Here is a 14,657-nt window from a genome sequence, read left to right as displayed (position 1 = left end):
AAGATAGTGAGAAATGTTTCCTAACAAAATAGGAAGAACGGGCAGACACAGGGGAGGACTTTAGCATTGGATACGAACAAGACGACCATTATCGGCATTGCTGGGGGTACCGGCTCGGGCAAATCGACCTTCACGAACCGACTCAAGGCGTATTTTGGCGATGAAGTCACGGTCATTTACCACGATGATTATTATAAGCCGCATGACGATATTCCCTTTGAACAGCGCCAGTACATCAATTACGACCATCCGGATTCTCTTGATACAGACCTTCTCGTCGGGCATCTTGAAAAACTGCGTGCTGGCGAGAGCATCGACTGTCCGGTCTATGATTTCACGCGCCATACGCGTTCCGCGAAGACAAAGCGCATCGAACCGAGCCGCGTCATCATCGTCGAGGGCATCCTGATTTTTCAGGATGAGCGCCTGCGCAATCTATTTGACATCAAGATTTTTGTCGAGGCTGATGCCGATGAACGCATTCTGCGCCGCGTGCTGCGCGATATGAACGAGCGCGGCCGCGACCTCGAGAATATCATCAATCAGTATCTGACAACGGTCAAGCCCATGCATTATCTCTATGTCGAACCGACAAAAAATCTTGCGGACATCGTCATCAACAGCGGTCTCAACGATGTGGCCTTTGACATCATGAAGACGAAAATTCAAGATATCCTTCAGCACAGCGAAGCGTAATAAAAAAATCCCTGCCATGGAACTGCAGCCATGGCAGGGATTTTTTTAGTGTTTGCGCCGGTCAATGCCAGCTTGGCGGTAGTAGGCGGCTTTGTCCGCGTACATGCGCTTGTCGGCCTTGTGCAGGAGTTCGTCGATTGAGGCCTCTGGGAATTCTTCGTGACTGGCCCAGCCAAATGAAATCGAGAGCGCATCGCAGAATTCGCCCTTCCAGGCGGCGATATGCCCGCGGAAGGTCTCTACGATTTGGCAGAACAGTGCATCGTCAACGAGACCGATGACCGTGAACTCATCACCGCCGATGCGGTAGCCGAAATAAGGAGCTCCAGCGCAGCGCGGGTCGGCAAAAGTTTTTTTCAGGCAGGCGGCCACGCCGCGGATGAGCTCGTCGCCGGCCTTATGACCGATGGTATCGTTGGCCGCCTTGAGGCCGTTGATGTCGATCATCGAGATGGCGCAGTGCTGAGGCGGATTCTTTTCCAAGGCCAGAATCTGCTCGTCGTAGGCACGGCGGTTCTCGAGCCCTGTCAGGAAGTCGTGGCGGGCAATGCGGTCGGCCTGCCTTTTTTGGCGCGTGCGGAAGACGGCAAAGGCGATGATGAAAGTCAGCAGCATGACGCCAAAAGCCGTGAGCAGCAGGACTTCCTTGTAATGCCTCTGTACGAAGTACCAGAAGGAGGGGACAAAGGACTCATCCGTGTGGCGCAGCAGGGACTCGCGGATGCTGCTTTCGCCCCAGAGTGTGTTCATGCGGCTTATGGCCATGAAGAGCGGGTGGTCTACGGGGCTTACCGCAATGGTCAGATTTTCCGTATTATCGAGCAGGGTCTGATGGAGCTTCGTTTCGCCCTGCAGATAAATGGAGATGAGGTAGGGATTCATGAAGGCAGCGTCGGCTTCTCCCTTGTGCAGGGCTTCGATGACTTCGTCCTCTGTTTTGTAATGGCGGATTTCGTTATCAGGGAAATACTCTTTGACGAATTTCAGCTGCGGCGGCAGGTCATCCGCCACGGCAATAATGGTATCTTTGGTCGTCGGTTCATCCGTGCGGCTTACGCAGTACATCTGCATGGAGACGACATTTGGCGTCTGCAGCAGATGGAGCTTTTCATCTTCCCACGGCGTATCGTAGACCGGCAGGGCCGCATTGATTTTATGGGCGATAAGGTCCTGCTTGAGTTCATCGGGGTCATCGTAGGGGACGTACTCGACCGTATTATCGAGTTCAAAGGCCTTGAACCCGTGGTTGATGAGGTCGCGGAACATGCCGCGCGCCTCGCCGTCAGGGCCTTCCTCAATAAATGGAGCCATGTGCCGGAGGTAGCCGATGCGGATGGTGCCGTGCTTCTTGAACCAGAGTCTGTCTTCTGCCGTGAGGATGGCAGCATCGGCCGAATGCAGAAAATACTTCTGGCTCAGATTGACCTGAAAGGCAGGATTGTAGACGTTGATCATCGCGAGCGCTTCGTTGACCTCTTTGAGGATGTCGGGGCGTTTTTTCGAAACGGCGATGTAGGAGTTGCTCGAGCCGTAGCGCACGACAGGGACGACATAAGTGCCGATTTCCACGCGCGAGGTGAATTCGGCGATGGCATCGATATCGCCGCGGTCGAGGGCATCGCGGCGCGACTGGAAATCCTTGAACTCGACAATCTTTATGCCCGCCTGGTTTTTTTCGTTCCATTCCCGAAGCTGGTCGTCCGTCGTCGTGCTCCTCGCAACACCGACTTTTTTGCCGCGCAGCGCTTCGGCATTGGGGTATTCGTCGGCTTTGGCCACCGGTACGAAGATGTAATACGTCTCGATGCGCAGCGGAAAGGCGGAGAAGTCGTATTTTTTCGCGCGTTCCGGCGTATAGGAGACGTTGGCCATGAGGTCGATGTCTCCGTTTTCGAGTTCTTTGAGCATCTGGCTCCAGGTGTGATAGACGTACTCATACTGCCAATTATTGAAGGAGGCGATCATCTGCTGGTACTCGTAGATATAGCCCGTGCGCGGCACCGCAGAAGGGTCCGGGACATTCGGGTCAGGAAGCGTATAGCCCGTCCGCACGATTTTTGGGACGGAGGTATCGGCGCCGGCTTCTGCCGGAGCAACAGGAAAGCCGGCGAGCAGGCAGAGCACGAGCACGAGGGAGAGGAGGGGGTGTTTCATAAAAATCCTCTTTTCGGAAAAGCAAAACGTTTCATTTTACTTTATTGTAGCGAAATATGAAAGAGAGGTAAATATCGATTGCAAAAAACTTATAAAAAAAGCGCATCCATGCGGATACGCCTAGTGTGCAATTGGTGCGCTCGGGCAGAGTCGAACTGCCGCTTTCGGCTCCGGAGGCCAACGTCCTATCCACTGGACTACGAGCGCGCGTTCATCGTGAACAAAAAATAGTATACCATGGAAACCATGATATTGTCAATTTGAGCCCTCGTGGCTTGTCAGGGGTCGGTGCGCATGCGGCCGACGGAATGTCTGTTTTCGATGAAGTCGCAGACATGGTCGGTAAGCGAAGCGAGGATGAGGTAGAAAACCAGCGAGATGCCAAACAGAACAACCGGCACAGCGGCGACAATGAGGACGAGTTCGAGAATATGATAGTCGACGCGCACGCGGACATATTCACAGAGAAATGCAGTAAGTGTAATGAGCAGATAGCCTTTTGCCCAATCCATAGATGTCATATGCTCCTTTCGATTCTTTTCTAAAAGTCTATGATAAAAAGCGGTTTATCACTCTGAAAACGATTACATTATAACATGGTATGGAGGGCTGACAAGGGGGCAAAGGCGCTTTTTCCAGCACTGCGATGAAGAAATGACAAGCAAGAAAAATAAGGCCCCGCAAGCGCGAAAAAACGCGCGTGCAAAGCCTTATTTTTAAGAACTGTCTTTATTTTTTGTGATTCTTGAGGAAGTTCTCGATGCGTGCGAGTGCTTCGGCAATTTTGTCGATTGACGTAGCGTAGGAACAGCGCACGTGGCCTTCGCCGCAGGCGCCGAAAGCGGAGCCTGGAATCAGAGCGACGTGTTCGGTCTTCAGGAGCTCTTCGGCAAATTCGTCGGAGGTGTAGCCCGTGCTCGTGATGTCCGGGAAGATGTAGAACGCGCCTTTTGGTTCGAAGCACGGCAGGCCCATCTTCGTGAAGCCGTCGTAGATGAGGTGACGGCGGCGGTCGTACTCGGCGACCATCTTGAGCATGTATTTCTTGCCGTGGCGCAGGGCCTCAACGGCGGCAATCTGGGCCGTGATTGGCGCACAGAGCATCGTGTACTGATGGATTTTCGTCATGGCACTGATGAAGGCCTTGTTGCCGAGGGCGTAGCCGATGCGCCAGCCCGTCATGGCATAGGCCTTGGAAAAGCCATTTAAGAGAATCGTGCGTTCCTGCATGCCGGGCAGCGAGGAAAAGGCCACGTGCTTTTCACCGCCGTACGTTAAATCGCCGTAGATTTCATCCGAAATGACGATGAGGTCGTGTTTCTCGGCGAATTCTGCAATGGCTAAGAGGTCCTTGCGCGTCATGATGGCACCCGTCGGGTTGTTCGGATAGCCTATCAGGAGGGCCTTGGTCTTCGGCGTGACGTGTTCTTCCAGTTCTTCCGGCGTGATGCGGAATTCGTTCTCGATTTTGGCGGGGACGGATACCGGCGTGCCGCCCGCGAGTGTCGTGCAGGCCTGATACGAGACGTAGCAGGGCTCCGGAATCAGCACTTCGTCGCCGGGCGCGAGGATGGCGCGCATGACGAGGTCGAGGGCCTCGCTGACGCCGACGGTCACGAGGACATCCGTTTCGGCATCATAGGAGCAGTTGTATTCTTCCTGATAGTGCTTGACGATTTCTTCGCGCAGTTCCGGCAGGCCGCGGTTGGCCGTATAAGAGGTATAGCCCTGTTCGAGGCCGTAGACGCAGCTCTCGCGGATGGACCACGGCGTGACAAAATCCGGCTCGCCGACGCCAAGGGAAATGACGTCTTCCATTTTGGCAGCAATGTCGAAGAATTTGCGGATGCCCGAAGGTGCGATGGCATTGACGCGCGGCGAGAGACGCTGCTGCCAGTCGGTTCTCTTCTCAATCATGGCGTCACCACCAGTCTGCGGTCACGCTCTTCGTCGTTGATGATGACGCCGTCTTTTTTATAGGGTTTCAGCATGAAGTGGCTGCGCGTCTGCGTGACGCCTTCAATCGTCGCGAGGCGCGTGGCGACAAAATTGGCGACTTCCTTCAGAGACTTGCCTTCGATGATGACGAGCAGGTCGAAGCTGCCGCTCATGAGGTAGACCGTGCGGACCTCGTCAAAGCGGTAGATGCGCTCCGCAATGGCGTCGAAGCCGACTTCGCGCTGCGGCGTCAGGTTGATTTCGATGACAGCCGTGACGGTGTCCGTACCGAATTTTTCCCAGTTAATCAGGGTATTGTACGACAGGATGATCTTGTCTTTCTCGAGTTTCTTGATGTCCTGCTCGACTTCGTATTCGCTGCGGTGCAGCATGGAAGCGAGTTCACTGACAGGACGGCGTGCATCGTGCTCGAGCAGCTCCAGCAATTCTTTCATATGGAAATCCTCCCTTGATGGTCATCATGCATAAATAATTCACAGAAGTTAAAGATAATTATATCATATCGGCCCCCTAAGGGGAAGCGAGAATAAATGATGTCTGGGCTTGTCCATATGATAAAGACAAATGAAGAATAAGAGCAGGACAGGCGTCTCTTTGCGAAAAGATTGTGAGGGCTTCTTGCATCTGACATATGTTTTGGGTACAATACTAATATAGAAGCAAATACATTCATGACAGCAGGAATGAGGAGGAAGCTTTCGCATGTTTGTAGGAAATATGGATATCCTTGCCGAAGATGCCAAAAATCTCGCCGAGGCCATCAAACAGTCACTTGCGTATTTGCATGCGCATGATTTTACGAAAATGGAAGATGGTTCGTACCAGATTGCCAAGGGCATTACGGCAAATCTGCAGCGCTATACGACGCGTCCGGCAGCCGACTGCAGGCCCGAACGCCATGAGCGCTTTACAGATATCCAGTACGTTGTCGAAGGGGAGGAAAGACTGGGCTGGTGCCCGGTCAGTCCGGACCTAAAGGTGGCCGTTCCCTACAATAAAGAGAAGGATATCCTCTTTTATGAAAAGCTCGTGCCGGAAAGTGATATCACCCTGCGGCCGGGCTTCTTTGCCGTGCTTTATCCTGCGGACGTGCACCGTCCGCAGGCGGCAGTGGGGGCACCTGCATCCGTGACCAAAGTCGTGGTCAAGATCGCGATGGATTGTTTGTGATTCTGTGACGCTGTGTTTCAGATCTATATTGCATTTGGAGGAAAAAGCACTCATGACGGTAAGAAGAATTTTCGTAGAAAAAAGACAGGGATTTGACATCCCGGCTCAGCAGCTCTGCGACGATCTCAAGGAGACGTTCCATCTCGATGGCCTCAAGTCGGTCCGCATCATCAACCGCTACGATATCGAAGGCCTCAGCGATGAAGAGTATGACAAGGTCAAATTTGTCGTCTTTGCAGAAGCCCCTGTTGACAAAGTCTATGAAGAGACGCTGCCGGAATTTGCGGACTCCCGCATATTCGCGGTTGAGTACCTGCCGGGCCAGTATGACCAGACGGCAGATTCGGCAGCACAGTGCGTCCAGCTCGTCACGCAGAAAGAGCGTCCGCAGATTGCCACGGCACGCGTCATTGTCCTGACGGGCGATGTTGACGATGAAGCCCTGCAGAAAATCAAGGACTACTGCATCAACGCCGTTGAGAGCCGCGAAGCATCGCTTGCAAAGCCGGAGTCCCTTGACATGGTCACGGAAGAACCGGCCGATGTCGAAGTACTGACGGCTTTTAATGACATGAGCGAAGATGAGCTGCACGCTTTTATGGATGCGCGCGGTTTTGCCATGAGCTTTGAAGACCTCAAGTTCTGTCAGGAATATTTCCGCGATACGGAGCACCGCGCCCCGACGATTACGGAACTGCGCGTCATCGATACGTACTGGTCCGACCACTGCCGCCATACGACGTTCACGACGGCCATCGACGATGTCGAGATTGAGGATGGCTACTTCTCGCCGGCCCTGACGGCTGCTTACCGCAAGTATAAAGAAGACCGCGATAAACTGTACGGTGCCGATACGGACCGCGCCGTCACGCTCATGGACATCGCCGTCATCGGCGCCAAGGCCCTGCGCAAAGAGGGCCTGCTCGATGACCTCGACAAGTCGGAAGAAATCAACGCCTGCAGCATTGTCGTCAAGGCCGATATCGGCGGCAAACAGGAAGACTGGCTCGTCATGTTCAAGAATGAGACGCACAACCATCCGACGGAAATCGAGCCGTTCGGCGGCGCGGCAACGTGTCTCGGCGGTGCTATCCGCGATCCTCTGTCGGGCCGTTCCTATGTTTATCAGGCCATGCGCGTGACGGGTGCTGCTGACCCGCGCCGTCCGTTCAGTGAGACGCTTCCGGGCAAGCTGCCGCAGAAGAAAATCACGCTCGGCGCTGCCGCAGGCTACAGCTCCTACGGCAATCAGATCGGCCTTGCTACGGGTCAGGTTCGCGAGGTCTACCATGAAGGCTACATGGCCAAGCGCATGGAAATCGGTGCCGTCATCGCGGCTGCCCCGAAAGAAAATGTCGTGCGCAAGCGTCCGGCCGCCGGCGATATCATCGTGCTCGTCGGCGGCCGCACGGGCCGTGACGGCTGCGGCGGTGCTACGGGCTCCTCGAAAGAGCATACGGAAGAATCGCTGACGACCTGCGGTGCAGAGGTCCAGAAGGGCAATCCGCCGACGGAGCGCAAGATTCAGCGCCTGTTCCGCAATCCGAGCGTTTCACGCATGATCAAGCGCTGCAATGACTTTGGTGCCGGCGGTGTCGCCGTCGCCATCGGCGAGCTGGCCGACGGCCTCGTCATTGACCTCGATGCCGTCAAGAAAAAATACAAAGGCCTCGACGGCACGGAACTCGCCATCTCCGAATCGCAGGAGCGCATGGCTGTCGTGCTCGACCCGAAGGACGTCGAAGCCTTCCAGAAATTCTCGGATGAAGAGAACCTCGAGGCAACGCCTGTCGCCGTCGTCACGGAAAAACCGCGCCTCATCATGAAATGGCGCGGCAATGCCATCGTTCAGATGAACCGCGCCTTCCTCGATACGAACGGCGTGCGCCAGCATGTCACGGCTGTCATTGCACAGCCGGATACGGCAAAACGCTACCTCGCAGAGGTGCCGGCAGCGGTCAAGGCCTGCGGCAGTGACCTTCACAAAGCATGGCTGACGAACCTTTCCGACCTCAACGTCTGCAGCCAGAAAGGCCTTGCCGAGCGCTTTGACTCGACGATCGGCGGCAACACGGTGCTCATGCCGTTCGGCGGCAAGACGCAGATGACGCCGGCAGAAGGCATGGTCGCCAAACTGCCGGTGCTCGGCGCGGAGACGACGACGGCCACGGCCATGACATTTGGCCTCAATCCGGCGTTCACGACTTGGAGCCCGTTCCACGGTGCCCTGTATTCCGTAGTCGAAGCAGCGGCTAAGATGGTCGCCCTCGGCGGCAACGCCGCGAAGATTCGCCTGACGTTCCAGGAATACTTTGAGAGCCTCGGCAAAGACCCGGCAAAATGGGGCAATCCGTTTGCCGCCCTCATCGGTGCTCTCTGGGCACAGCATGAACTCGGCATTCCGGCCATCGGCGGCAAGGACTCGATGTCCGGTACGTTTGAGCACATTCACGTCCCGCCGACGCTTGCAGCCTTTGCCGTCGACGTCATGAAGGCCGGCAATGCCGTTTCGCCGGAATTCAAGCAGGCAGGAAGCCATGTCTATGTCGTGCCGGCAGAGAAGGATGCACAGGACCTGCCGGTCTTCCCGAAACTGCGTGCAAACTTCGAGAAAATCCGCCAGCTCACGGCTGCCGGAAAAGTCCGCGCCGCACAGACCATCGGCGTAGGCGGCATCGCCGCAGCCATCACGAAGATGACGCTCGGCAACCGCATTGGCTTCAAATTTGCCAAAGACCTCATGGAAGAGCAGCTCTTCTGCGCCGACTACGGCTCCATTATCCTCGAGCTTGAGGATGATGTCGATGTCAAGACGGCTCTCGCCGATACGGGCGTTTACGAACTCGGCCGGACGACTGCAGAAGAAAAAATCACGATGGGCAGTCTGAAAGTCAGCCTTGACGAGGCCCTGAAGGCCTACACGACGCCGCTTGAGAAAATCTTCCCGACGCAGACGAAGAAGGTCAGCGGCACGGCCACGTATGTTCCGTACGAAAAGGGCAATGCCGTCACGTCTTCGACGCATATCGCGCGCCCGCACGTCATCATTCCGGTATTCCCGGGCACGAACTGCGAGTACGATTCGGCAAGAGCATGGGAGCGCGCCGGTGCGACGGCGGAGACCATCATCCTGCGCAACCTGACGCCGACGGCTGTCGAAGAGACGGTCGATGCCCTCGTCGATGGCATCAAGCGTTCGCAGATCATCATGCTGCCGGGCGGCTTCTCGGGCGGCGATGAGCCGGACGGCTCGGGTAAGTTCATTGCGGCGATGTTCCGCAATCCGCGCATCAAGGAAGAGGTCATGAACCTGCTGCAGAAGCGCGACGGCCTCATGCTCGGCATCTGCAACGGCTTCCAGGCTCTCATCAAGCTCGGCCTCGTACCGTACGGCGAAATCCGCGACCTCGCGGAGAATTCCCCGACGCTGACGCACAACACGCTCGGCCGTCATGCTTCGTGCATGGTCGACACGCGCGTCATTTCGAACCTCTCACCGTGGTTCAACAACGTCAAGGTCGGCGATGTCCATACGATTGCCATCTCCCATGGCGAAGGCCGCTTCGTGGCCGATGCCGAGACGGTCAAAAAGCTGCAGGCAAACGGCCAGATTGCGACGCAGTATGTCGATGCTGAAGGCAATCCGTCGCTTGACATTCCGTTCAACCCGAACGGCTCCGTCGATGCCATCGAAGGCATCACAAGTCCGGACGGCCGCGTGCTCGGCAAGATGGGCCATTCGGAGCGCATTGGCTGCTGTGTAGCCAAGAACGTACCGGGCAACAAGGACCAGCAGCTCTTTGAGGCCGGTGTCCGCTACTATAAATAAGTGGACGCTCAGCGCCTGACGTGCTAAAATAAAAGAAATGTTGACGAATGCGGTCAGTTGCTACTGGCCGCATTCTTATATTGGGGGGAATTGCCTTGGTTGGTATCGTAATTGTATCGCACAGCCAGAAATTGGCTGAAGGTGTAAAGGAACTTGCAGAGATGATGGCACATGACGTGCACATCGAAGCGGCTGGCGGCCTGGAGGAAGGGCTGCTCGGCACGAGCTTTGAGCGCGTCAAAGTCGCGATTGAAGATGTCTGCGGTGCAGACGGTGCGGTCGTGCTCATGGATATGGGCTCTGCCGTCATGACGGCAGAGCTTGCCGTCGAAGAATGCCGCGACGAAGCCGTGCGCCTCGTCGACTGCCCGATTGCCGAAGGGGCAGTCCTCGCGGCTGTAGCAGCGGCAAACGGCGCGGACCTCAGCGAGGTCGTCAGGCAGGCCGAATCGGCACGCCAGTTCGCCAAGATGGAAAATCCATCGGCATGATATTTCGGAGTTCTGCGTGAGCGGGTCACAAACAGCATTTGACAGAATTGATATAATGAACAGGTGTAAGATTATGACTGACGGATTTTTTTATGGTCAGGGGGATGAGTACCATCAATTTTCAGGATTTAACCAAAGAGGATAAACCGGTGCTGGACCGATATTTTGCCAGCGGCTATTACGAGAACTCACATTTCAATTTCACGAACTTCTTCATGTGGCGCGAGCCGTACCATGTCAAATGGGCGGAAGAAGACGGCGTGCTCTACATGACCTGCGAATGGGAAAACGAGCTCATGGCCATTCAGCCGTTCTGCGCTGAAGAAAAATGGCCCGAAGCCACTGCGAACATCATCGCGTATTTTGAGCAGCAGCAGCGCCCGCTGGTCTTTACGGGCATCGAGAAAGCCTATGCAGAGTTTTTGCAGCAGTACGAAGACGCTGACTTTGAAGTCGAAGACGACCGCGACAATTGGGACTATGTCTATGAGGCCGAAAAACTCATCAGTCTTTCGGGCCGTAAGCTGCATTCCAAGAAAAATCACCTGAACGCCTTCCGCAAGCTCCATCCCGAGGCGGAATATCTGCCGATTACCGAGGATATCATCACGGCCTGCAAGATCGAACTCAACAATTGGTACAAGCTGCGCATTCAGGATGAACCGGATGACCCGTTCATCGGCTGGGAGCGCAAGGCCATCCTTGAGATCTTCGACGACTATGATTTCTTCAAGCTCAAGGGCGGTGCCATCCGTCTCGATAACCGCATCATCGCCTTTACGTTCGGTGAGCCCCTTAATGCCGATACGGCCGTCATCCACGTCGAGAAGGCCGACCCGAATATCCGCGGGGCTTATCCGGCCATCAATCAGGGCTTTGTCGAACACGCCTGGAGCGATATGACGTACATCAACCGCGAAGAGGACATGGGCCATGAGGGCCTGCGCAAGGCCAAGGAGTCGTACAAGCCGGTCAAGATGATCGAGAAGTTTAACGCGCGCCGCCGCTAAGCCCTGTATCCCTCTTGCAACATGCGTTTGGATTCGCTACAATGAAGATGAAGATGTGTAAGATTCACAGGATGTGAATCGCGTGAATCAATAGGGGAGGTATTCTTATGGCAAAACGTTTTTTCCTTTGTGAGAAATGCGGCAACATCGTGGGCCTGATCAATGATGGCGGCGGCACGCTTTCCTGCTGCGGTCAGCCAATGAAGGAGCTCATCCCGAATACGACGGATGCAGCGGCGGAAAAGCACGTCCCGGTCATCACGCTCGATCGCGAGGGCGGCGAAGTCACGGTACAGGTCGGCACGGCAGCGCATCCGATGACGCCGGAGCATCTCATTGAATGGATTCACCTTGTGACGGAAAAAGGCGCACAGATTAAGCACCTCAAGGCCGGGGATGCGCCGGAGGCCATTTTCATGCTCGCTGGCGGCGACAAGCCGGTGGCAGCGCTGGCCTACTGCAACCTGCACGGCCTTTGGAAGGCAGAGTTCCACGAAGACTGAGCTCGGTGCCCAAACAAATAAAACAGTATGGCAAAGTAAAAAGGAAGGACTCTTTTGGGAATCCTTCCTTTTTGTGTACTTTTGTGCAGCTGTTTTTATCAGCGGGCACCGCAGGTGCCGGTGACCGACTGGCAGTCATCGTCGCGGTTTGTAAGGCCGAGTTCTTTGAGCATCTGCATGTCTTCCTTGATGGTCGTGCCGGATGTCGTCAGCATATTGCCCGTGATGGAGGCGGAAGCACCGGCGCGCAGGGCCGTGGCACCGTTTTCCGGCAGCAGCTTGCGCCCTGCGGCGAGGCGGATGTTGGCGGTCGGGTTGATGTAGCGGAAGAAGGCAATCGTGCGCAGGATGTCTTCGGCCGGCAGCTGTGCGCGCCCTTCCATGCCCGTGCCTTTGATGGGCATCAGGGCGTTGATGGGGATGGACTCGATGCCGAGTTCGGCGAGGGAAATCGCCATATCGAGGCGGTCCTCCCACGTTTCGCCCATGCCGATGATGCCGCCCGAGCAGACGCAGAAGCCTTCTTCCTGTGCCATTTTGATCGTGCGGATGCGGTCGTCATACGTGTGTGTCGTGCAGATCTGCGGGAAGAAGCGGCGGCTCGTCTCGATGTTGTGATGGTAGCTCGTGACGCCGGCCTCGTGCAGGCGGCGCAGCTGGCTGCGCGACAAGAGGCCGTGTGAGGCGCAGAGGCCGATGTGCAGTGTGTCGCGCATGGCCTCATATGTCTCGATGGCCTTGTCAAAGTCGCGGCCCGTGAGGGCACGCCCCGAGGTCACGATGGCAAAGCGGTTGGCACCGGCCTTTTCGTTGGCGCGCGCATGCATGAGGATGGTCTCTTTGGGAAGAAAGGAATATGTTTCGATGCCCGTCTTATGGCAGGCTGCCTGCGCGCAGTACTTGCAGTTCTCGCCGCAGCGGCCGCTGCGCCCGTTGATGATGGTGCAGAAGTCGACGTGCCTGCCGCAGAAATGGTCCTGCAGCAAACGCGCGCCTTCCTGCAGCTCCGCAAGCGGCGCGGAGAGAAAGATTGAGAGGTCGTCGCCGCGCTTAATACGGTAACCGGCGATTATTTTTTTTGCCAGAGCAAGGCATTTTGATTCGGACATAATATTCCCTCGATTCGTTGATGATATGGTCGCATGCATGCTGTAAAAATATTCATAGTCAACATTATAGGAGTATACGGGTTAACCGTCAACTCTTCTTTGAAATGCGATTTACGAATCGATGCCGATTATTGACAAAAATAATGGGTGTTGTAAAATGAAATTATATTGTGAAATGTTATCTCTATTTATAAGAAAGAAACAGGTGAAGTAATTCTTTGCAACAGGCATTGGAAAGACAGATTGTCTTTGAAGACCATAAAGAAGCATATGCATTGCTTGGGGACCGCGATGAATTCCTGCAGGTGCTCCGTGAGAATTTTGACTGCCAGTTCATCAGCCGCGGCGAGCAGCTTGAGATTCTCGGAGAAGCCGCAGAGGTCAAAATGGCGGCGACGCTCGTCGAGGAGCTTCAGTATCTTTACCGGCAGGGCACGGCCATCACGATGCACGAAGTGCGCTACGGCATCGGGCTCGTGCGCGGCGGCAAGGGCGAGGCTCTGCACACGCTGTTTGGCGATACGATTCTTGTGACGTCGCGCGGCCGTCATGTGCGCCCGAAGACCCTCGGGCAGCGGCTTTATCTTGATACCATCCGCCATAATTCCATCACGTTTGGCATCGGCCCTGCCGGTACGGGCAAGACGTATCTCGCCGTGGTCATGGCTGTTGCAGCCCTGCGCAATAAAGAGGTGCGGCGCATCATCCTGACGCGTCCTGCCGTTGAGGCGGGCGAGCGGCTCGGCTTTCTGCCCGGTGACCTGCAGGACAAGGTCGACCCGTATCTTCGTCCTCTCTACGACGCCCTGCAGGACATCCTCGGGCAGGACAGCTACCAGAAGCTCATGGCCAAGGGCATCATCGAGATTGCTCCGCTTGCTTATATGCGCGGCCGCACGCTTGAGGATGCCTTCGTCATCCTCGATGAGGCCCAGAATACGACGGACAAGCAGATGAAAATGTTTTTGACGCGACTCGGCTTTGGTTCGCGCATGGTCGTCACGGGCGACCTCGGGCAGGTCGACCTGCCGCGCGGCGTGTCTTCGGGTCTGCGCGAGGCCAGTCAGATTCTGCGCGGCGTCAAGGGCATCGGCATCGTGCGCATGGCACCCATCGATGTCATCCGCCACGATGTCGTCACGCGCATCGTCGAGGCCTATGGAGCCTGGGAAGAGAAAAAGAAAAAAGAAAAAGAGCAGAAGGAAAAAGAACGGGAGGTGCGCGCGAAGTGAATGTCATCATCAGCAATTATCCGGAAGACCTCGAGGTGCCGGAGGAATATGTCAAAAATGTGACGGCAGCCGCCGAAAAAGTCGGGGAGCTCTACGGCGTGGACAACGGCGAAGTCAGTATCACACTGACGAACAACGAGTATATCCACAAACTCAACCGCGAGTACCGCGGCATCGACCGTCCGACCGATGTCCTGTCCTTTGCCCTCAATGAGAGCGAGGAACCGGAGGTCACGGGCGGCGCGGACATCAACGTCCTCGGCGACCTCGTCATCTCCGTTGAGCGCGCTGAGGAACAGGCCAGGGACTACGGCCACAGCGTCAAACGCGAGATGGCCTTTCTGACGGTGCACGGCATGCTGCATCTTTTAGGCTATGACCATATGGAAGAGGCCGAACGCCTTGAAATGGAGGCCGAGCAGCGTTTTGTCATGGAAAAACTCGGCATTCCGCGCGAATAAGAAAAGACTGGCAGGAAAGCTGCCATCGTCATAACATAATATA

The 14,657-nt window shown here is 55.7% G+C and carries 13 protein-coding genes and 1 tRNA gene; 8 read left to right on the top strand and 6 right to left on the bottom strand.

Translation table 11 applies throughout. The features are described from left to right. Positions 1-66: 66 nt before the first annotated feature. Positions 67-696 carry a uridine kinase gene (gene udk / locus ACE419_RS01455; protein WP_432646769.1) on the top strand — a complete coding sequence of 210 codons (630 nt, stop codon included), beginning with the start codon at positions 67-69 and terminating at the stop codon, positions 694-696. 45 nt (positions 697-741) lie between these two features. Here the strand turns inward: udk and ACE419_RS01450 are convergent, their stop codons facing one another. The 5 genes from ACE419_RS01450 to ACE419_RS01430 all read right to left on the bottom strand — a co-directional run bounded on the left by ACE419_RS01450 (position 742) and on the right by ACE419_RS01430 (position 5,243). Further along, positions 742-2,850: a transporter substrate-binding domain-containing diguanylate cyclase gene (locus tag ACE419_RS01450; protein WP_435720777.1), complete on the bottom strand. Its 2,109-nt coding sequence runs from the start codon at positions 2,848-2,850 to the stop codon at positions 742-744. A gap of 132 nt (positions 2,851-2,982) precedes the next feature. After that, positions 2,983-3,057: transfer RNA gene (locus tag ACE419_RS01445), tRNA-Arg, on the bottom strand. A gap of 71 nt (positions 3,058-3,128) precedes the next feature. Then, on the bottom strand, positions 3,129-3,362 hold the full coding sequence (locus ACE419_RS01440; RefSeq protein WP_435720776.1) for a hypothetical protein: 234 nt from the start codon (positions 3,360-3,362) through the stop codon (positions 3,129-3,131). A 217-nt stretch (positions 3,363-3,579) separates the two neighbouring features. Continuing rightward, on the bottom strand, positions 3,580-4,767 hold the full coding sequence (locus ACE419_RS01435) for a pyridoxal phosphate-dependent aminotransferase (protein ID WP_435720775.1): 1,188 nt from the start codon (positions 4,765-4,767) through the stop codon (positions 3,580-3,582). Then, entirely contained in the window at positions 4,764-5,243 is a 480-nt protein-coding gene (locus ACE419_RS01430; protein ID WP_295630449.1) for an Lrp/AsnC family transcriptional regulator, read from the bottom strand. Before ACE419_RS01430 ends, ACE419_RS01435 begins: the two co-directional genes overlap by 4 nt. Before the next feature lie 268 nt (positions 5,244-5,511). Here ACE419_RS01430 and ACE419_RS01425 point away from each other — a divergent pair, with 268 nt between their 5' ends. From ACE419_RS01425 to ACE419_RS01405, 5 genes are all read left to right on the top strand, one after another. Continuing rightward, positions 5,512-5,979, top strand: coding sequence for a NanQ anomerase/TabA/YiaL family protein (locus ACE419_RS01425; RefSeq protein ID WP_432646067.1), 468 nt, complete (start codon positions 5,512-5,514; stop codon positions 5,977-5,979). A gap of 52 nt (positions 5,980-6,031) precedes the next feature. Beyond that, entirely contained in the window at positions 6,032-9,808 is a 3,777-nt protein-coding gene (locus tag ACE419_RS01420) for a phosphoribosylformylglycinamidine synthase (RefSeq protein ID WP_435720774.1), read from the top strand. 95 nt (positions 9,809-9,903) lie between these two features. Next, a complete protein-coding gene (gene dhaM, locus ACE419_RS01415; protein ID WP_432646065.1) occupies positions 9,904-10,299 on the top strand; it encodes a dihydroxyacetone kinase phosphoryl donor subunit DhaM in 396 nt (131 codons plus the stop codon). A 104-nt stretch (positions 10,300-10,403) separates the two neighbouring features. Beyond that, positions 10,404-11,309 carry a DUF2156 domain-containing protein gene (locus ACE419_RS01410; protein WP_435720773.1) on the top strand — a complete coding sequence of 302 codons (906 nt, stop codon included), beginning with the start codon at positions 10,404-10,406 and terminating at the stop codon, positions 11,307-11,309. 107 nt (positions 11,310-11,416) lie between these two features. After that, positions 11,417-11,812: a desulfoferrodoxin family protein gene (locus ACE419_RS01405; protein WP_432646063.1), complete on the top strand. Its 396-nt coding sequence runs from the start codon at positions 11,417-11,419 to the stop codon at positions 11,810-11,812. A 98-nt stretch (positions 11,813-11,910) separates the two neighbouring features. Here the strand turns inward: ACE419_RS01405 and bioB are convergent, their stop codons facing one another. Continuing rightward, positions 11,911-12,921, bottom strand: coding sequence for a biotin synthase BioB (gene bioB, locus ACE419_RS01400; protein ID WP_432646062.1), 1,011 nt, complete (start codon positions 12,919-12,921; stop codon positions 11,911-11,913). A 218-nt stretch (positions 12,922-13,139) separates the two neighbouring features. On the opposite strand from bioB, the gene ACE419_RS01395 reads away from it, so the two are divergent. Both ACE419_RS01395 and ybeY read left to right on the top strand, forming a co-directional pair. Beyond that, complete coding sequence (locus ACE419_RS01395) at positions 13,140-14,153, top strand: PhoH family protein (RefSeq protein WP_432646061.1); 1,014 nt, start codon at positions 13,140-13,142, stop codon at positions 14,151-14,153. Next, the gene (ybeY, locus tag ACE419_RS01390) at positions 14,150-14,614 is read left to right on the top strand and encodes an rRNA maturation RNase YbeY (RefSeq protein ID WP_435720772.1); all 465 of its coding nucleotides are present in this window, start codon (positions 14,150-14,152) and stop codon (positions 14,612-14,614) included. Before ACE419_RS01395 ends, ybeY begins: the two co-directional genes overlap by 4 nt. Positions 14,615-14,657 lie beyond the last annotated feature (43 nt).

It is taken from the genome of Mitsuokella apri (assembly GCF_047974105.1).
Classification (GTDB): domain Bacteria; phylum Bacillota; class Negativicutes; order Selenomonadales; family Selenomonadaceae; genus Mitsuokella.
The sequence above is the reverse complement of the archived record's forward strand: the minus strand, read 5'-3'. Positions and strand labels throughout refer to the sequence as shown.